Raw genomic sequence first — 17,800 nt, forward strand, 5'->3', positions numbered from 1 at the left:
CCGATGTTCAACAAGATCCTGATCGCCAATCGCGGTGAAATCGCCTGCCGCGTGGCCGCCACCTGCCGCCGGCTCGGCATCCGCACCGTCGCGGTGTACTCGGATGCCGACGCCGACGCGCGCCACGTCGCCTTCTGTGATGAGGCCGTGCATATCGGCGGCTCGGCCGCGCGCGACAGCTACCTGCGCGCGGACCACATCATCGAGATGGCAAAGGAGACCGGTGCCCAGGCCATCCACCCGGGCTACGGCTTCCTGTCCGAGAACGAAGCCTTTGCCGAGGCCTGCGCCGCGGCGGGGCTGGTCTTCATCGGCCCGCCGGCCTCGGCCATCCACGCGATGGGCAGCAAGAGCGCGGCCAAGCAGCTGATGGAGAAGGCCGCGGTACCGCTGGTGCCGGGCTACCACGGCGAGGACCAGGATCCGGCACTGCTGCGCCGCGAGGCCGACCGCATCGGCTACCCGGTGCTGCTCAAGGCCAGCGCCGGCGGCGGCGGCAAGGGCATGCGTGTGGTCGAGTCGGGCGACGGCTTCGAGGCCGCGCTGACCTCGGTCAAGCGCGAGGCGTCGGCCAGCTTCGGCGACGACAAGGTGCTGGTGGAGAAGTACCTGACCCGGCCGCGCCATATCGAGATCCAGGTGTTCGCCGATACCCACGGCAACTGCGTCTACCTGCTCGAGCGCGACTGCTCGGTGCAGCGCCGCCACCAGAAGGTGCTGGAAGAAGCGCCGGCGCCGGGCATGACCGAAGAACGCCGCCGCGCCATGGGCGAGGCCGCAGTGGCCGCGGCCAAGGCCGTGGGCTACGTCGGCGCCGGCACCGTGGAGTTCATCGCCAACCAGGACGGCTCCTTCTACTTCATGGAGATGAACACGCGCCTGCAGGTCGAGCACCCGGTCACCGAGATGATCACCGGGCAGGATCTGGTCGAATGGCAGCTGCGCGTCGCCGCCGGTGAAGCGCTGCCGCTGACGCAAGAGCAACTGCGCATCGACGGCCATGCGCTGGAAGCGCGCATCTACGCCGAGAACCCCGACAACCAGTTCCTGCCGTCCACCGGCACGCTGCGCTTCCTGCGCACGCCGCCGGCGGTGCAGTTCATGCGCGGCGGTGACGCGCACGGCCCGGCCGGCATCCGCATCGATGCCGGCGTGCGCGAGGGCGACACCATCAGCCCGTTCTACGACCCGATGATCGCCAAGCTGATCGTCTGGGGCAAGGATCGCGACGAAGCGCTGGCGCGCATGCGCCAGGCGCTGGCGTCGTACCACGTGGTCGGCCTGTCGACCAACGTCGCCTTCCTGCAGCGGCTGGTGTCGTCCGAAGCGTTCTGCACCGCCGATCTCGACACCGGCCTGATCGAGCGCAACGAGAAAGTCCTGTTCCCGCCGCCGGCGCCGGTCGACATGGAGATCATCGCGCTGGCCGTGGCCGCGCTGCTGGATCGCGAGAACAAGGAACGACGCATCGACGCCGCCGACCAGCATTCGCCGTGGACCCATGGCGGCGCATGGCGGCTGAACAGTGGCGCGTCGCGCGCGCTGCGCTTCGGCTATGGCGAGCAGGTGCTCGACGTCACGCTGAACACCAATGCGCGCGGCAGCACGCTGTATTATGCAGGCATGGCCGGGCAGTTCTCCGCGCAATGCAAGGCAGACGATATTCGCGTCGACCTTGGCACGCGCCGCGCGCATGGACAGGTGCATCTCGAAGACGAGACGTTCCACGTCTTCAGTGCCGGCCGTCACGTCACGCTGACCTGGCTAGATCCCCTGGCCCATGCGGGCGAATCGGAAAGCGAAGGCGGCAAGCTGACGGCGCCGATGCCGGGCAAGGTCATCGCGGTGATGGTCGAGGCCGGCAGCACCGTCACGCGCGGCGCGCCACTGCTGGTGATGGAAGCGATGAAGATGGAGCACACCATCAGCGCGCCGGCCGACGGCGTGGTCAGCGAAGTGCTGTACGGCATCGGCGAGCAGGTGACCGAAGGAGCGCAACTGCTGGCGTTTGAGGCTTGATATGGGCAGGTTGCCGACAAAGCTTAGGCCTGTCGGCGCAGTAGCGCAGCGTTGGTGCGTCAATGTGTTGAACGCGAGCCAGCGCCATTGGTGAACGCTCCCCTCTTCCGCAAGCGGGAGGGGGAAGCAAACTGGCAGCATGCAGGCTGGCTTTGTCAGCAAGCTGAGGTGGCATCGCCTGCGATGCCACCCTCTTTTTTTTTGCAAGAAGCACGGAGCCAGCGTCCCGGGGACTAGCCTTCATTCCAGATCGTTCTCCAGCGGCGCCGGACGCAAGCCGCCAACCCTGGTGAACGCTCTGGCGAATTCAGGTTAAGAAATAAAAAAAGACCCCCTGCATCAGGGAGCCCCGAGGCGCGTTGCCGCACCCTCTGCATGCGGCATCACTGGCGCAGTGCCGCCGGACGCGTGCCGACTGCAACTGGCTCAGGAAGCTCGGCGCTGACGTCCTCGTCATGCACCGAGGCCGAACGGCGATGGTCCACCAATGCGATGGCGGCCAACGCAATCACCGCCGGAATGGCGATCGCGAAGAAGTTCTGCTGCAATGGCAGGTTCATCCCGACCAGGGTGCCGATCACGATCGGCGCCAGGATCGCGCCGCTGCGGCCGACGCCCGAGGCCCAGCCGATGCCGGTCGAGCGCACTGCCATCGGGTAGAACTGGCCAACGTATGCGTAGGCGAGGATCTGTGTGCCGATCGTCGTCGCGCCGGCCATGCCGACAAGCAAGTACAGCACCGCGGTCGGAACCTTATAGCCGAGCATCGAGATCGACACGGCCGCCAGCGCGAAGAACACCACCAGCACATGCTTGATGTGAAAGCGGTCGGCCAGCCAGCCGCCGCCGACCGCACCGGCGATCGCGCCAAAGTTCAACACCAGCACGAACGTCAGCGCGGAGCCAAGGCTGTAGCCCGCGTTGGCCATCAACTTCGTCAGCCAGGAACTGAGCGCATACACCATGAACAAACACATGAAGAACGCGATCCAGAACATCACCGTGCTGAAACCGCGTCCCTCATGGAACAGGTGGCGAATCGGTGCATCGTCGGCCTTGTGCTCGGACGGCAGTGCGAAGCGGTCATTCGCATGCGGCTGGTAGCTCGGCTCCAGCTTCGAGACCGTTTGCTTCAATTCGTCAATGCGGCCCGACCTGATCAGGAACGGCATCGACTCGGGCAGCGACTTCATGATCAGCGGGATCAGGATTGCCGGGAGTCCCGCTGCGATGAAAACGGATTGCCAGCCGTAGGTCTCGATCAGGCCTTTGCCCAGCACTGCGGCCAGCATGCCGCCCACCGCATACCCGCTGAACATCAATGTGACCATCGTGCTGCGAATCCGCTTCGGCGAGTACTCGGTCATCTGCGCGACCACGTTGGGCATGACACCGCCGATGCCGAGGCCGGCAAGGAACCTGGTAACGCTGAACAATACTGGGTCGCTGGTGAATCCAGCCGCCGCCGTAAAGACGCTGAACAGTCCGACGCAGATGGCAATGGCTCGGCGACGGCCGATCCGGTCCGCGAACGTACCCAGGAGAATGGCACCGACCATCATTCCGAACAGCGCTGAGCTGACCATGAATCCCGCGCTGGTCGAGTTGACGCCCATGTCTTTCATAATCGACGGTAGCGCGATCCCGGCGACTGCCAGGTCGTAGCCGTCGAAGACGATGATGAGCGCACACCAGAATAGTACGCGCCTGTGAAAACTATTGAAGCGGGCCTCGTCGGCCAGCTTGTGAACGTCGACTTGACGCATTGCTTGTCTCCCCGGTGCTGCTTGCACCAATGTTGGCGGCCTGCGTACACCCTAGACTCTGCAGGCCATTCCCCGTGAACGTCGAGATTCAGGGGGTGTCTAGTGACCGAAGCGCTGCTGAAGTGGCTTCGTGGTGTCGATGTACACGACCAGGGCGAGACAACGCCTTGCGGCAATCGTTGCCGCTGATTGAATTGCAAGCCACCGCCCCCATGCTCAGATAGCGTCGAATACGAGGGCGAGTTTGTCCATGCTCTCGCCTGGCTTCTTACCGAGGAATGTGTGGGGCGGCATGCCGTCGCTCACTGGTCGACGTCAGCATAGGCAATCTGTACGCATCGATCTGTCGTTGCAATGACAATCCACGCCGGGGATTTCCCTAGTACTTTAGCGCGCTGCCCGACAAAGTCGATGATGCCGCGCGCGCCGTGGCGATGGAACGGCACACGTGTTGCTCCATACCACAGGAGCCCTCTGCCAGCCCACGTGCCTGGCGCGGTGTCCGGCGCAGGAACAATCGAAACACCCTGCGCCGGCGCTGCGACATCATGGGCTTTCAGGGCACGAATGAAGGCTGGTCGCAACTGCAAACGCTGCCAGTACTCCGCTATCGCCGGCGTGAAGCGCGACTCAAGCGCCAAGTCCTGTGCGAGCAGCAAGGCGTAGCCCACGGAAACATCGGCCGCAGTGAAACGGCCCGAGCACAGGTATGCGTGCTTCTTGACTACCGGTTCCAATGTGCGCAAGCGCGCCAGAGGCCATTTCGCGTAATCTGCGGCGACGGTCGGCTGGCGCCGCTCTTCTGGCTCGAATCTCGAATAGCGAAGGACAAGTGTCTGCGGAAACGTAAGGGTAGCCTCACCGAAATGAAGGTAATTCAGGTAGGCGCCGAAATCGTCTTCTCCTGCTTCGACCTGCAGCGAAGTCGTAGAACAAAGGAAAGTTTGGTCTTCCGCACTTTGTGTGACGGCCGCGTCGAGGGCTTGATCTCGGGCCAAGTTTGCGGTGCGAGCCATCTCGGAAAGGCTGCGCCATGAAGTGGGCGGCGCGATTCGCACGACGAAGTTCGTGAAGGACTTCTACCAGATCGCGATTCCGTCAGAGGCAGTGGCGCGCGCCATCGCCTACGCGATTGAGCAGCCGGCAGACGTGGATATCAACGAAATCGTGCTACGCCCGACGGTACAGGAGTTCCGAGCGGTCAGGGACCACACGCCCGACATGACTGACGGCCGATCCGGCCGTTCAGCTCCGGCGGCAGAGGATATTTTGGAAAAGGACTGGCAGCGCCTACTTGCTGCTGTCGCGCGCGTCACCGCCGAGCGGGTCGACAATGATCATGGTGCGATCCAGCACGCCGCGCTCGTCAAAGTAGGCGCTGAAGTGCGCCGGCTGATAGGCGCCCGAGTAGAGCCGATAGGACCAGGCCTCGCGTTTCATCATGGGGTAGTACTCGATCGGCTCGCGGGGCCGGCCGAAGCGCTCGGCAACGTCCTGCTTGGTCCAGACGCCAGGGCGGGCCTCATAGATCTCCTTTTCGGTCAGCATCTGGCGGAAATTGGCCAGCTTGCCGCTTGCGTCGAAGTCCGCCGCGTAGACCTGGAAGCCGAGCGGCTGCTTCGAGTAGATCCACCGGCTGGTGCCGTTGGCGAGCTGGTATGTCTCCGAGGGTGCGCCGAAAGTATCGCGTACGGCGCTCTGCGGGCTGCCGAGCATCTTCTGGGCGGTCTCTACGGGCTGGAGGGTGGCACAGGCGCACAGCAGGGTGGCCGCAGCGGCGGCCAGCCAGGCGGACAGGCGATGGCGCATGATCGATCTCCGGTAGGGGCGGCGGGCGCGATTCTATTCAGCATAGTGCACGCCATGCAGGGACTCGTGCCTGCACTGCTTGGTAAACACGCGGGCCCGGCCGAATATTCCAACCCGTTACGATAATCCTTGGACGGGTCCAAACCCGCATCTCGTACCGAGTGATATGAGCCGCCGCAGTCGCAAAGCCGCTTGCGCCGGCTACTGGCGCGCTGTGCTAGAACGACACACACACCTGGCTGCGAACCCGGAGCACTGCTTCCTGCTGAAAGCGGGTCTTGTACTCGTTGACGATTGCTCGCGCCCCGGCTTCGCTGCGCTCGTCCGCGGGGTACACCAGACTGAGGACGTATGAGGCCTCGCGCACCACGCGGCCATTGGCGCCGCGCCATTGTCCTGAAGCAGGCCAGGCCGTGAGACCCTGCGCAAAGCGCGGAGTCACCGAGCCTTGCAGGAAGGCGTCCCATTCAGACGCCGACACCACCCCATCAGGCTTCGCCATGCCAAAGTACATCAGCTCGCTAACCGCGCGCTCCTCGCCGGCCGCGCACGTGGGGCCGGATACGGCTGCGCAGCCGGACAAGGCGAACGTCAGCGCCAACGGCAGCGCAACAGCGACGGCATCTCGGAAACAGCGCGGAGGCAGGAGCCGATCTTGCATCGTTGCGGGGGATTTCGCGACCACGCTCAAAATACCCGTCAAACGCAGCAGCGGAATCCGACGAACATGTCGCTGCGGTGCGGCAGGTAGAAATTCCGGTAGCGGGGATGCCGCATGCGGGCATGCGTGGCGAACGAGCCGCCGCGAACCGCGCGATGCGTGCCGAACCAGGGCGCGGAGTACTCCTGGTAGGGGTCTGCCGAGAAACCCGCATAAGGCAGGAAAGCATCGGCCGTCCATTCCCACACCGCCCCACCCCACTGGATCAGGCCGCGGCTCGCCGCATACTCCCATTCGGCTTCCGTGGGCAGGCGCTTGCCGGCCCACCGGCAATAGGCCTGCGCTTCATAGGCGTTGACATGGCAGACCGGCTGGTCGAGGGGAAGCGGCACCCACTGCCCGAACCAGCGCAATTCCCATGGCCCCGGCACGTCGCGCGCCGCCTGGCGCCACCGTGCCGGATGCGCCAGCCCGCTCTGCTGCAGCCAGGCCATCCCTTCATCCGACCACCAGCGCCGATCGCGATAGCCGCCCGCGGCAACGAACTCGGCGAATGCCGCGTTGCTGACGCATTGGCGGTCGATACGAGCCGGGGCGATGCGGACTGCGTGGGCCCACTTCTCATTGTCAAACACGAATCCGCCGTCCCCCGATGCCCCCATCAGGAAGGCATCGTCGGCGATCGCCACATCGCCGCCGCCGGGCGCGAGCGAAGGCATCGCAAGCGGAGCATGCAGGGGATAGTCAAGCGTCTGGCGCATGTAGGTCAGCGCCTCGGCGTGCATATCTTCGTGAAACAGGGCGAGACGGAAAAAATAGAGCGCCTCGTCAGTGTCGTCGGTTGCGGCAAGCCGGGTGCGCACGCCTTCCAGCACCGCGCCCACATAGTCGCGCATCTCCGCGAGCTGAGGCAGGTCCAGATGCCAGCGGTCCTGGTGGGCAACGCGCATGGAATCGAACCAGCGGTCGGCGTCGGCCAGCAAGGACGGGAGACTGGCAGAGAAGCGCCCTGCCTGGTCGGCACGCGGATCGCGCAGGATCCAGTGCTCCGTAAACCAGGCGATATGGGCATACTCCCACAATGGCGGGTTGATGCCCGGATCGTAGCGAACCTGCCATTGGGACGGCGACAAATCCTGCAGGATGGCCCACGTGCGTCGATGCGCTTCGACGAACGCCTCATCCAGCCCGAACTTGTTTATGCTTCTCGCAGCAAGCCCTTCAGCCTTCATCGCCATGCACCCTCCCCAGGCCACAGTGGCAATTATCAGTCCGGCACTGCGGAAAGCCAATAACGGCAACTGGCAAACCGCCAGCCGCTGGTCCCGCTTTCTGCGCGCCGACTACGATGTCCTGCTGGCCGCGGAGTGGCCGTCGGACGGCGAGCGCGGCGCCCTGCCCGACTGCATGATCGCCTTGCACGCCCGGCGGTCGGCAGACAGTATCGCAAGGTTTGCCGCAGCCTGCCCGGATCGTCCGCTAGTAGCGGTGCTGACCGGGACCGACCTCTATCGCGACATCCACTGCAACGAATCCGCCCGGCGCTCTCTCGAGCTCGCCACCCACCTGGTGGTGCTGCAGGACGAAGGGCCAGCCGAACTGTCTCCCCGGCATCGCGCCAAGTGCCGTGTGATTTACCAGTCGGCTCCGGCATGTGCGCCGGGTACACCCGGTGGTGGCACCTTCGATATCGTACTGGTGGGCCACATGCGGGCGGAAAAGGACCCTCTGACCCCCATGCAGGCGCTGGAACTGCTCCCCGACGATTCGAGCGTGCGGCTCATCCACATAGGCGGTGCCCTTGACGATGCGTACCTGCAAGCGGCGCAGGCTCTGCAAGCGCGTGCCTGGCCGGCGGTGCAGCGCTACGTCTGGCTGGCCAGCCTGCCGCACGCGGAGACGCGCCGGCGCATCCGGCAAGCGCAGGCGATGGTGATCTCGAGCGTGATGGAAGGCGGCGCCAACGTCATCGTCGAGGCCGTAAGCAGCGGTGTGCCGGTTCTGTCCAGCCGCATCCCGGGCAATATCGGCATGCTGGGCTCCGACTATGAGGGTTATTTCCCCGCGGGCGACGCCCGGCAACTGGCGCTGCTGCTCGAGCGGGTCAGCCGGGATGGCGCTTTTCTGGCCCGCCTGCGGGAGCAGGTTGCGCGCCGGGCGCCGCTGTTCGCACCGGCGCGGGAACGGGCGGAAGTGATTAAACTTGTCGCCGACGCCCTGAAACAAGCACAAGCGGCATCCCCGCCGTGAACCGGAAAACGAATGGCGGAAGTTGCGGACACCCGGTGTGCTGTCGGAGATCCTCAAGACTTCGAGGCAATTCGAAGTACTTCCGGGCCCGCGCCGCTGGTAGGCATCGAGACCAGCGACGGCCGCCCGTCCCCACCATTGCCGTGCCAACCCTGAATCCTTCCCCACTATGCTCCCTATTCTCTTGCGCACCCTGAAGCGCCTTTCCATCCTTGGCCTGCTGGGCGTGGTCGGTCTTGCCAGCGCCCAGCCGGTGCTCAAGGTGTCGGCCATCCCCGATGAGGCACCGACCGAATTGCAGCGCAAGTTCGCGCCGCTGGGCAAATACCTGGAAAAGGAAACTGGCATGAAGGTGGAGTTCGTGCCGGTCACGGACTACGCTGCCGTGGTGGAGTCGCTGGCAACGGGCAAGATCGACATGGCCTGGCTGGGCGGTTTCACCTACGTGCAGAGCAAGATCCGCACGAATGGGGCGACCATCCCCATCGTCCAGCGGCAGGAAGATGCCGCCTTCACCAGTAAATTCATCACCGCCGACAAGACGATCAAATCCCTGGCGGACCTGAAGGGCCGCACCTTCGCCTTCGGTTCGCCGTCTTCGACTTCCGGCCACCTGATGCCGCGGCATTTCCTGTTGCAGGCCGGCATCGATCCGGACAAGGACTTCAAGACCGTCGCCTATTCAGGCGCCCACGATGCGACGGTCGCCTTCGTCCAGGCCGGCCGGGCCGACGCCGGCGTCCTCAATGCCTCGGTCTGGGACAAGCTGGTGGAGCAGAAAAAGGTTGATACCGACAAGGTCAGGGTGTTCGCCGTCACGCCGCCCTATTACGACTACAACTGGACCGTACGCGGCGGTCTCGATCCGGCCCTGCGCAAGAAGCTGACCGAGGCCTTCCTCCGGCTTGACCCGAGCAACCCCGAACAGCGGGAGATCATGGCATTGCAGCGGACGTCCAAATTCATCACCACCCGGCCGGAGAACTACGCGGACATCGAGGCTGCGGCGCGTGGCGCGGGCCTGATCAAGTGAGCTTCCGCATCGAGACCGCCAGCATCCGCTATCCCAACGGACAGTGTGCGCTCAGCCAACTGACGCTCGCCGGGGGCCGCGGCGAACGCATCGCCGTCATCGGCCCATCGGGAGCCGGCAAGACCACCTTGCTGCGTTTGCTGGCAACAGCGCTGCGGCCAAGCGAGGGCCGCGTCGAGGTGCTGGAGCAAAGCCCCTGGGCGCTGTCCGCCGGACGCCTGCGGCGCTTGCGCTGCACCATCGGCATGGTGCACCAGGCGCCGCCAATGCCACCACGGCAGCGCGTCGTCACCGCTATCCTGGCCGGCCGCCTGGGCGTCTGGCCAGCATGGAAGTCGATGCTGTCCCTGGCCTACCCGGCTGACCTCGCCGGCGCCACCGAACAGCTCGCCCGCCTCGATCTGGCCGACCGCCTGTTCGACCGTTGCGATCAACTGTCCGGGGGCCAGCTCCAGCGGGTAGGCGTCGCTCGCGTGCTATACCAGCGCCCCGAGCTGATCCTGGCGGACGAGCCCGTCTCGGCGATGGACCCTGTGCTGGCCAACCTCACACTGGGCGAGCTGTGCAAGGAAGCGGCGACGCGGACAGCGACCCTGGTCGCCAGCCTGCACGCGGTAGATCTGGCCTTGCGCTGGTTTCCCCGCATCGTGGGGCTCAGGTCAGGCGCGATCGCCTTCGACCTGCCGGCCGAACGCGTCACCGATGTCCTGCTGCGAGAGCTTTATGCCTCCGAAAGCGAGTCGCCGCCGGTGCACGGCCGCGAGCCGCTGCTCATGGCCGCCTTATCGGCTGGCGGCGACCGGCCCAAATCGGCGTGCCGATGACCGCCCACCCGCGCGATCCGCAGGCGCTGCGCCGGGCGAGCGGCCTGGTCGTTGCGCTGCTTCTGCTGTGGCCCTTGCTAAGGCTTTCCCAGTTCAGTCCGTCGGCGCTGTTCGAAGCCGGAAACCTGAAGGTGATGGGGCGCTTTTTGCGCAACTTTCTTCCCCCTGAGGTTTCGGCCGAGTTTCTCGGCTACGTGGTCAAGGCCACGCTGGAGACACTGGCGATCGCCACTGCGGGAATTGCCCTCGCCTTCGTCGTTGCCACGCCGCTTGCCGTAGCGATGACGAACAGCCTGTCGATCTCCCGCATCGGACCTGGCCCCGCCCGCAAGCCGCGCATGGCATTGCGCGTCGGCGTGCGCGCCCTTGTGCTCCTGCTGCGCGGGGTGCCCGAGCTGGTCTGGGCCCTGCTCTTCGTGCGCGCCCTGGGACTGGGGCCTGCGGCTGGCGTGTTGGCACTTGCCATCACCTATGGCGGCATGCTGACGAAGGTCTATGCGGAAATCCTCGAGTCCAGCGACAGGCGCGCAGTGGACGCGCTCCTCGCCGGCGGCAGCGGGCGCCTGGTGGCGCTGCTCTATGGGCTGCTGCCGAATGCGGCGCAGGAGCTGGTTTCCTACACGGTCTATCGCTGGGAGTGCGCGATCCGGGCCTCGGTGGTGATGGGCTTCGTCGGCGCCGGTGGGCTCGGCCAATTGATGGACCAGGCGATGAAACTGCTCAATGGCGGTGAAGCCGCGACGATCCTGCTTGTCTTCCTGCTGCTGGTCCTGCTGGCGGATGCGGTCAGCGCCCGGCTGCGCAAACTGCTGGCGTAAATCATGGCAAACAAGACCAGCGCCGCCCAGCTCTGCTTGAGCTGCCTGTTCACCCTGATCGCCGTGGTGCTGGTGGTGTCGGCCAGCTTCGCTTATCTCTCGCTCAATCTTGGCCGGCTCTTCTCCATGGACGCGGCCGGCGAGATGCTGCGCTTCCTGCAATCCTTCTTTCCCCCCGACCTGTCGGCCGGCTTTCTTGCCAGGACAGCGAGGGGCATGCTCGAAACGCTCGCGATGTCTGCCGTTGGCACCTTGTGCGCGGCGGTCCTTGGCCTGGTCCTGGCGTTACCTGCCTCCGGCCGGCATGGCGCTGCGCTGAAGGCGCTGTCACGGCTGGTGCTGAACCTGTTGCGCTCGGTGCCCGAGCTGGTGTGGGCGGTCCTCACCGTGCTGGCCGTGGGCCTCGGACCATTTGCCGGCACCCTTGCCCTGGCCTTGCACACCGCCGGCGTGCTTGGCCGCCTGTTCGCCGAAGCACTGGAGAATGCGCCGGCCGCGCCGGCACAGTCGCTGCTGGCAACCGGGGCGTCCCCCGCCCTGGCCTTCCTGTATGGCACGCTCCCCTGCGTCCAACCGCAGTTCCTGGCTTACACCCTGTATCGATGGGAGACAAATATCCGCATGGCGGCGATCCTCGGCTTCGTCGGCGCTGGCGGGCTTGGGCAGATGCTGTACTTCGAACTCTCCCTCTTTCATCTGGCGCAGGCCTGCACCGTCATCATCGCCATGCTCGTCCTTGCGGCACTGGTCGACGCGGCGAGCGCATTCATGCGCCGTGATTGGGTCATGGTTCACGCTTGACCCCCGTGGCTGGCCAGAAAAAGGCGTGGCATGCCGGAGGGAGACAAGGCCTTTCTTTCCCAAGCGGTTACGCTGCGCCCGCCCCGCGCCCCACGTGTGCCAGCGCCAGTGTCAGCCTTGCCCCCACCTCGGCGTGTGCCTTCCAGCAAGGCACACCATTCTTCACGCGTGCGGCCGGCGAAGATCTCGGTGAAATGGCGATGCAACACCCGCCACCGTTTGCGGTCCCACTGACCCGCAAACTGCGGCAAGTCCTGCAGGCCCAGCTTCTCCAGCAGCAGGGCATAGAACTGTGGATCGAGCGCCCCCACGGTGACGAAATTCCCGTCCGCGCAGCGCTAGGTGGCATAGAAATGCGAGCTGTCGTGAACGTTCTCGCCTCGCTTTCCGACCACCAGGCCAGCCTTGCGGGTCGCAAGCAGAAGCTGCAGCATATGGGCCGAGCCGTCGACAATCGCCGCGTCCACAACGGTGCCCCTGCCGGTTTCGCGTCCCTTGAGGAGGCCCGCCAGGATGCCTACGGCCAGATACAACGCACCGCCGCCGATGTCGCCATTTGCCGTGATGGCCGACGAGGGCGGCTCCGCGGGGGTGCCGTTGTAGTAGAGCGCGCCGGAGAGCGAGATATAGTTGTTGTCGTGGCCGGCGACATGCGCCATCGGTCCAGTCTGGCCCCAGCCGGTCATGCGACCGTAGACCAGGCGAGGGTTGCGCGCCATGAGCACCACAGCGTCGCCGCCAAGCCGGGCGCCGGCCGGCGTCCCAACGGCTCGTCACGTTTAGGATGAAGAAACAAGCGAAGCCTTACCGTTCGCTTTGTTTCGTATCCGAGGAGAGAATCTTGTCGTTCCAGTCGTCCAGAGACTGGCTATAGGTGGTATGCGGCTTTTCCGTGAGGGCGGCCGAATCTGGCTTGTCGATGCAGCTGATGGTCCAAAACACGATGCGGCTCCTCTCGACGAAATCGTTGCGGAATGCGAGAGCATCTTAGGTGCCGGTCCGCCGTGGACGCGCGGTGCGAAATTGAATCTCCTTCAAGCACAGCTTGTAAATCGGATGATGCGCTCAATGGCACCGGGACTATCCTTTGCCGCGCTAGGCAAGGAGATGCAATTACGATTCAAGACAAAGTGGCGATCGTGACGAGCGTCAAAATCCGGCATCGACAAGACAAGCGCGATGCGGCTGGCCTGTGTGCCTTTGGACGGGACGGAGCTGCGTATCGAGGCTGAGAGGCTGGTGCCGGCGCTTGAAGATTGGGGCCCCTGTTTCCCGTCTGGCGCCGCCAGCGGCGCTCTCAGCGCAGATGCCGACACAACACTCCAGCGATGTACTGAACCATTTGGAACCATTGCCCGCTCATTGTCGGCCGATAAAGCGGCCACCTGCCCCGCAGATTGCGGTAGGTGCATCATCGAAACCCCTCCCCGTAGCTACTTGTTCCTCGGTACGCCGCTGCACGCTCCAGTGAGTTTCCGTGATTACCCATGACAGCGATCATTGCTTCATGCTGCAGCAAACCTGGTCACTGCGGCCGGCTACCGTCGTATCGAGATCGGGGATCTTGCTCTCTGGGGGCCTCGCGAACGACGGCGCGCTCTAGGCCATATTTCGGCTGTTGGCAACGGGTCGGCTAGTCCGCGGCGTTGTGTACACCGGCTGGCTCAACTGGAGTAGCGTATGAAAATGACGTCCTCATCTGACGCCGTCAGCATGGCACCCACGGTCGGCATCTTGGGGGCCGCCGAGATCCTCCACGTCCATCCCAAGACAGTGGAAGACCTGATCCGATCGGGGGCCATCCCCGCCGGCAAGGTCGGACGCGCTTGGGTGATGATGACCCGTGACGTGCTGGACTACGCCGAGAAACTCATCATCTTCCAAACGGCCGACCGGCTGTCCAGCCGTCGGACGCGCAATGTCACCAAAGCGCTGCGGCCAAGTCGGACCCTCTGAGGTTAGCGTAGCGCATCATCATGCGGTGGCTCTTGTGGCCGCTGATCTTCATGATCTGGCTCTCGGAAAGCGTTGTCTTCTCGAAAAGCCGGCTCACTGCTTCGTGCCTCAGGTCGTGGAATTTGAGGTCCGTGTACCCCGCCTGTTGGAAGATATCCAGATACCGCTTCGAGAGGTAATCAGAGATTTTTGCACGCGCCTTGGGGGCACGATCCCCACTCCACCAAGGGAATATCAAGCCCTTTGAGTGTGCATCGGGTATTTCACGGGTCGGGAGGTAATCTTCGAGCAGTTTCACTGCGACACTGGTCAGCGGCACCTGTCGCTTATCACCATTCTTCGTTTTGTCTAAAAACACAGTGCGCCGCTTCAAGTCCACCTGATCTTCCCACATGGTGTACATCTCAGAGAGGCGCATCGCGGATTCGACGGCCAAAATGAACAACACCCGGTGCGCATGGGGATCTTCAATCATCAGCGGCCGCTGTTTGCGCGCAAGCACCCCGCCATCGATCACGGCCAGGATGCGTTCATACTCACCTGGCTCGAGCCGTCGATCACGCTCGATATCCTCGCGCTTGACCCCAGCCGCTGCGGCGTCTGCCTTGCTGTACTGAGCATAGCCATCTGGCAAGGTGCGGAAAGGATGGTCCGGCATCGTGAGATGGCCCTTGCGCATGCCCCAGTCGGCCGCTCGCGCCAGTGCGCCGATGCGGGCTCGGATCGAAGCCGGCGCCAGCTTTTCTACGCGCTTCATCTCCGCGATGATGCGGTCAACCCATTTCGCATCGATCTTCGGCAGTGCTGTGTCGCCCCAACGTTTGACGCAGGCCTTCAGCGCGCCCTGATCCTTGACGCTTGGGTGTGCCTCCATCTCGTATGCCCGCACCAGTTGGACGAGCCTGACGATGCGGGATTCCGGCTTGAACTCTGCCGGCACAATCCCGCGCTCCAGCAGCACTTCAAGCTTCGCCGCGTACTCGTCGCCTTCGTGCTCGCTGGCAAAGGTGAGATACAGGGGCTTCTCAAGTACCCCTGCCCGTGCGGCTGGTAGAAGGTTCTTTCTGGTTGGTAGAGCCTCTCTTAGGCTCGGCTGGAGGGAGGTAAAATGCCAACAAAAAAGGACTTAGATCGCTCTAAGTCCTTGATTTTGTTAGTCGAGCGGTGGTGGGTGCTGAGGGGCTCGAACCCCCGACCTACGCCTTGTAAGGGCGCCGCTCTACCAACTGAGCTAAGCACCCGCTCGACCATCGCAGGCTGGCTGCCTGCAACTTGCTGATCGCTCCGCACCTCGCGGCAGTTGCCGTGGTTTGCGTTGCGAGGGCGCAAGTGTAATACAGGTGATTTCAGTTTGCCAAGACCTGCGCGCGCAAAAAAAACGCCGCCGGGCATCGCTGCCCTGCGGCGTTTCATTCATGCGGCCAAAGCTGCGTCAGTGATGCAGACGCTCAACCTTGGCCGCCGCCTTGTCCGCCACATCGGCGGGCTTGGCGTCTTCTTCCGGCAACGGCTCGGGCTTGCGCTCGAGCGCCAGTTCCAGCACCTTGTCGATCCAGCGGACCGGCACGATCTCGATGGCGTTCTTCACGTTGTCCGGGATCTCGGCCAGATCCTTGACGTTTTCCTCCGGGATCAGCACCAGCTTGATGCCGCCCCGGTGGGCCGCCAGCAGCTTTTCCTTCAGGCCGCCGATCGGCAGCACCTCGCCGCGCAGCGTGATCTCGCCGGTCATGGCGACATCCGCGCGCACCGGGATGCCGGTCAGCACCGACACCAGCGCGGTGGTCATCGCACCGCCTGCCGACGGGCCGTCCTTGGGCGTGGCGCCTTCGGGCACGTGGATGTGGATGTCGCGCTTCTCGAACATCTCATCCGTGATACCCAGGCGACGTGCCCGCGAACGCACCACCGAACGCGCGGCTTCCACCGACTCCTTCATCACATCGCCCAGCGAACCGGTACGCGTGATGTTGCCCTTGCCCGGCATGATCGCGGCTTCGATGGTCAGCAGGTCGCCGCCCACCTCGGTCCACGCCAGGCCGGTCACCTGGCCCACCTGGTTTTCCTTGCCGGCCAGGCCGAAGTCGTACTTGCGCACGCCAAGGAATTTGTCCAGGTTCTCGGAATCGACCTTGATCGTGCCCGACTCTTTCTTCAGCAGCAGCAGCTTGACCACCTTGCGGGCGATCTTGGAGACCTCGCGTTCCAGCGAACGCACACCCGCCTCACGCGTGTAGTAGCGGATGATGTCGCGGACCGCGCTTTCGGCAACCTCGATCTCGCCTGCCTTCAGACCATTGTTCTTGATCTGCTTGGGCAGCAGGTAGCGCTGCGCGATATTGACCTTCTCGTCCTCGGTGTAACCCGACAGGCGGATCACTTCCATGCGGTCGAGCAGCGGCGGCGGGATGTTGAGCGAGTTCGACGTCGCCACGAACATCACGTCGGACAGGTCGAAGTCCACTTCGATGTAGTGGTCCTGGAACGTGTGGTTCTGTTCCGGGTCCAGCACCTCGAGCAGCGCCGACGACGGATCGCCGCGGAAATCCATGCCCATCTTGTCGATCTCGTCGAGCAGGAAGAGCGGATTGCGCACGCCGACCTTGGACAGGCTCTGCAGGATCTTGCCCGGCATCGAGCCGATGTAGGTACGGCGGTGGCCGCGGATCTCGGCCTCGTCACGCACGCCGCCCAGTGCCATGCGCACGAACTTGCGGTTCGTGGCGCGCGCCACCGACTGGCCGAGCGAGGTCTTGCCCACGCCGGGAGGCCCGACCAGGCAGAGGATAGGCGCCTTCAGCTTGTCTACGCGCTGTTGCACTGCGAGGTACTCGAGAATGCGTTCCTTGACCTTCTCCAGGCCGTAGTGGTCTTCATCCAGCACGCGTTCGGCGTTGGCCAGGTCGTTGTTGACCTTGCTCTTCTTGCGCCACGGCAGGTTCACCAGCGTGTCGATGTAGTTGCGCACGACCGTGGCTTCGGCCGACATCGGCGACATCAGCTTGAGCTTCTTGAATTCGGCGTCGGCCTTCTTCTTGGCTTCCTTCGGCATGCGCGCAGCCTTGATGCGCTTGTCGAGTTCTTCCAGGTCGGCGCCTTCTTCGCCCTCGCCCAGTTCCTTCTGGATGGCCTTGACCTGCTCGTTCAGGTAGTACTCGCGCTGGCTCTTTTCCATCTGGCGCTTGACGCGGCCACGGATGCGCTTTTCAACCTGGAGGATGTCGATCTCGCCCTCGAGCTGCGACAGCAGGCTTTCCAGGCGCTCGGTCACATTGACCATCTCCAGGATCTTCTGCTTCTGCTCGAGCTTGATCGGCAGGTGCGCGGCGATGGTGTCCGCCAGGCGGCCTGCCTCGTCGATCCCTGACAGCGAGGTCAGGATCTCGGGCGGGATCTTCTTGTTGAGCTTCACGTACTGGTCGAATTGCGACACGATCGCGCGGCGCAGGGCCTCGGTCTCGGCGCTTTCGCCAGGTGCGGGCGGCACGGGCACGGCTTCGCACATGAAGTGCGATTCGTCCTCGCTCACCTCGCGGATATTCGCGCGCTGGGTACCCTCGACCAGCACCTTCACGGTACCGTCGGGCAGTTTCAGCATTTGCAGGATATTGGCGATGCAGCCGACCTCATACAGGTCGTCGGCGGTCGGCTCGTCCTTGGCCGCCGTCTTCTGGGCCACGAGCATGATGCTCTTGCCCGCCTCCATCGCAGTCTCAAGCGCCTTGATGGACTTCGGACGTCCCACGAACAGCGGGATCACCATGTGCGGAAACACCACCACGTCGCGCAGCGGCAACAGTGGGAGGCGAATCGGCTCGGCCGGGAGGAGTTGTGTTCCGGACATCATTTTCCCCAAGTCAGTC

The 17,800-nt window shown here is 64.1% G+C and carries 15 protein-coding genes, 1 tRNA gene and 2 pseudogenes; 8 read left to right on the forward strand and 10 right to left on the reverse strand.

Going from position 1 to position 17,800, the window contains the following annotated elements; all coding sequences use genetic code 11:
- Window positions 1-3 precede the first annotated feature (3 nt).
- Window positions 4-2,019, forward strand: coding sequence for an acetyl/propionyl/methylcrotonyl-CoA carboxylase subunit alpha (locus ACW4E8_RS21485; RefSeq protein WP_456806392.1), 2,016 nt, complete (start codon window positions 4-6; stop codon window positions 2,017-2,019).
- Window positions 2,020-2,402: 383 nt separating this feature from the next.
- Here ACW4E8_RS21485 and ACW4E8_RS21490 read toward each other — a convergent pair whose 3' ends face one another.
- Together ACW4E8_RS21490 and ACW4E8_RS21495 are read right to left on the reverse strand one after the other, a co-directional pair.
- Complete coding sequence (locus ACW4E8_RS21490) at window positions 2,403-3,785, reverse strand: MFS transporter (RefSeq protein ID WP_456806393.1); 1,383 nt, start codon at window positions 3,783-3,785, stop codon at window positions 2,403-2,405.
- A gap of 302 nt (window positions 3,786-4,087) precedes the next feature.
- A complete protein-coding gene (locus ACW4E8_RS21495) occupies window positions 4,088-4,801 on the reverse strand; it encodes a glutathione S-transferase family protein (protein ID WP_456806394.1) in 714 nt (237 codons plus the stop codon).
- Between ACW4E8_RS21495 and ACW4E8_RS21500 the strand changes: the two are divergent.
- Window positions 4,773-4,979 (forward strand): annotated as a pseudogene (locus tag ACW4E8_RS21500) (oxidoreductase); the annotation flags it as partial. The gene ACW4E8_RS21495 and the pseudogene ACW4E8_RS21500 sit on opposite strands and share 29 nt — an antisense overlap.
- Before the next feature lie 96 nt (window positions 4,980-5,075).
- Here ACW4E8_RS21500 and ACW4E8_RS21505 read toward each other — a convergent pair.
- The 3 genes from ACW4E8_RS21505 to senA all read right to left on the reverse strand — a co-directional run bounded on the left by ACW4E8_RS21505 (window position 5,076) and on the right by senA (window position 7,493).
- Window positions 5,076-5,594, reverse strand: a complete 519-nt coding sequence (locus ACW4E8_RS21505; protein ID WP_456806395.1) for a hypothetical protein — start codon at window positions 5,592-5,594, stop codon at window positions 5,076-5,078.
- A 217-nt stretch (window positions 5,595-5,811) separates the two neighbouring features.
- Window positions 5,812-6,297 carry a DUF3574 domain-containing protein gene (locus tag ACW4E8_RS21510; protein WP_456806396.1) on the reverse strand — a complete coding sequence of 162 codons (486 nt, stop codon included), beginning with the start codon at window positions 6,295-6,297 and terminating at the stop codon, window positions 5,812-5,814.
- Complete coding sequence (gene senA, locus ACW4E8_RS21515; RefSeq protein ID WP_456806397.1) at window positions 6,294-7,493, reverse strand: selenoneine synthase SenA; 1,200 nt, start codon at window positions 7,491-7,493, stop codon at window positions 6,294-6,296. The genes ACW4E8_RS21510 and senA overlap by 4 nt, the downstream gene beginning before the upstream one ends.
- On the opposite strand from senA, the gene senB reads away from it, so the two are divergent.
- From senB to phnE, 5 genes are all read left to right on the forward strand, one after another.
- Entirely contained in the window at window positions 7,492-8,505 is a 1,014-nt protein-coding gene (gene senB, locus ACW4E8_RS21520; RefSeq protein ID WP_456806398.1) for a selenoneine biosynthesis selenosugar synthase SenB, read from the forward strand. The genes senA and senB overlap by 2 nt on opposite strands.
- A gap of 169 nt (window positions 8,506-8,674) precedes the next feature.
- Window positions 8,675-9,538, forward strand: coding sequence for a putative selenate ABC transporter substrate-binding protein (locus ACW4E8_RS21525; protein WP_456806399.1), 864 nt, complete (start codon window positions 8,675-8,677; stop codon window positions 9,536-9,538).
- Window positions 9,535-10,362 carry a phosphonate ABC transporter ATP-binding protein gene (locus ACW4E8_RS21530; protein ID WP_456806400.1) on the forward strand — a complete coding sequence of 276 codons (828 nt, stop codon included), beginning with the start codon at window positions 9,535-9,537 and terminating at the stop codon, window positions 10,360-10,362. Before ACW4E8_RS21525 ends, ACW4E8_RS21530 begins: the two co-directional genes overlap by 4 nt.
- A complete protein-coding gene (locus ACW4E8_RS21535; RefSeq protein WP_456806401.1) occupies window positions 10,359-11,180 on the forward strand; it encodes a PhnE/PtxC family ABC transporter permease in 822 nt (273 codons plus the stop codon). The genes ACW4E8_RS21530 and ACW4E8_RS21535 overlap by 4 nt, the downstream gene beginning before the upstream one ends.
- Window positions 11,181-11,183: 3 nt before the next feature.
- Window positions 11,184-11,981 (forward strand): phosphonate ABC transporter, permease protein PhnE, encoded by a 798-nt coding sequence (gene phnE, locus ACW4E8_RS21540; RefSeq protein ID WP_456806402.1) that lies wholly within the window; start codon window positions 11,184-11,186, stop codon window positions 11,979-11,981.
- Here phnE and ACW4E8_RS21545 read toward each other — a convergent pair.
- Window positions 11,972-12,718, reverse strand: a pseudogene (locus ACW4E8_RS21545) (CoA transferase); the annotation flags it as partial. The gene phnE and the pseudogene ACW4E8_RS21545 overlap by 10 nt on opposite strands.
- 67 nt (window positions 12,719-12,785) lie before the next feature.
- Window positions 12,786-12,923, reverse strand: a complete 138-nt coding sequence (locus ACW4E8_RS21550) for a hypothetical protein (RefSeq protein ID WP_456806403.1) — start codon at window positions 12,921-12,923, stop codon at window positions 12,786-12,788.
- Between the two features lie 738 nt (window positions 12,924-13,661).
- Between ACW4E8_RS21550 and ACW4E8_RS21555 the strand changes: the two genes are divergently transcribed.
- Complete coding sequence (locus tag ACW4E8_RS21555; protein WP_456806404.1) at window positions 13,662-13,937, forward strand: helix-turn-helix domain-containing protein; 276 nt, start codon at window positions 13,662-13,664, stop codon at window positions 13,935-13,937.
- Here ACW4E8_RS21555 and ACW4E8_RS21560 read toward each other — a convergent pair.
- The 3 genes from ACW4E8_RS21560 to lon form a co-directional block, all read right to left on the reverse strand.
- Window positions 13,903-14,898 (reverse strand): site-specific integrase, encoded by a 996-nt coding sequence (locus ACW4E8_RS21560; protein WP_456806405.1) that lies wholly within the window; start codon window positions 14,896-14,898, stop codon window positions 13,903-13,905. The genes ACW4E8_RS21555 and ACW4E8_RS21560 overlap by 35 nt on opposite strands.
- A 204-nt stretch (window positions 14,899-15,102) precedes the next feature.
- Window positions 15,103-15,178 (reverse strand) — tRNA-Val (locus ACW4E8_RS21565).
- A gap of 191 nt (window positions 15,179-15,369) precedes the next feature.
- Window positions 15,370-17,781, reverse strand: coding sequence for an endopeptidase La (gene lon, locus ACW4E8_RS21570; protein WP_456806406.1), 2,412 nt, complete (start codon window positions 17,779-17,781; stop codon window positions 15,370-15,372).
- Window positions 17,782-17,800 lie beyond the last annotated feature (19 nt).

This window comes from Cupriavidus sp. CP313 (assembly GCF_054072015.1).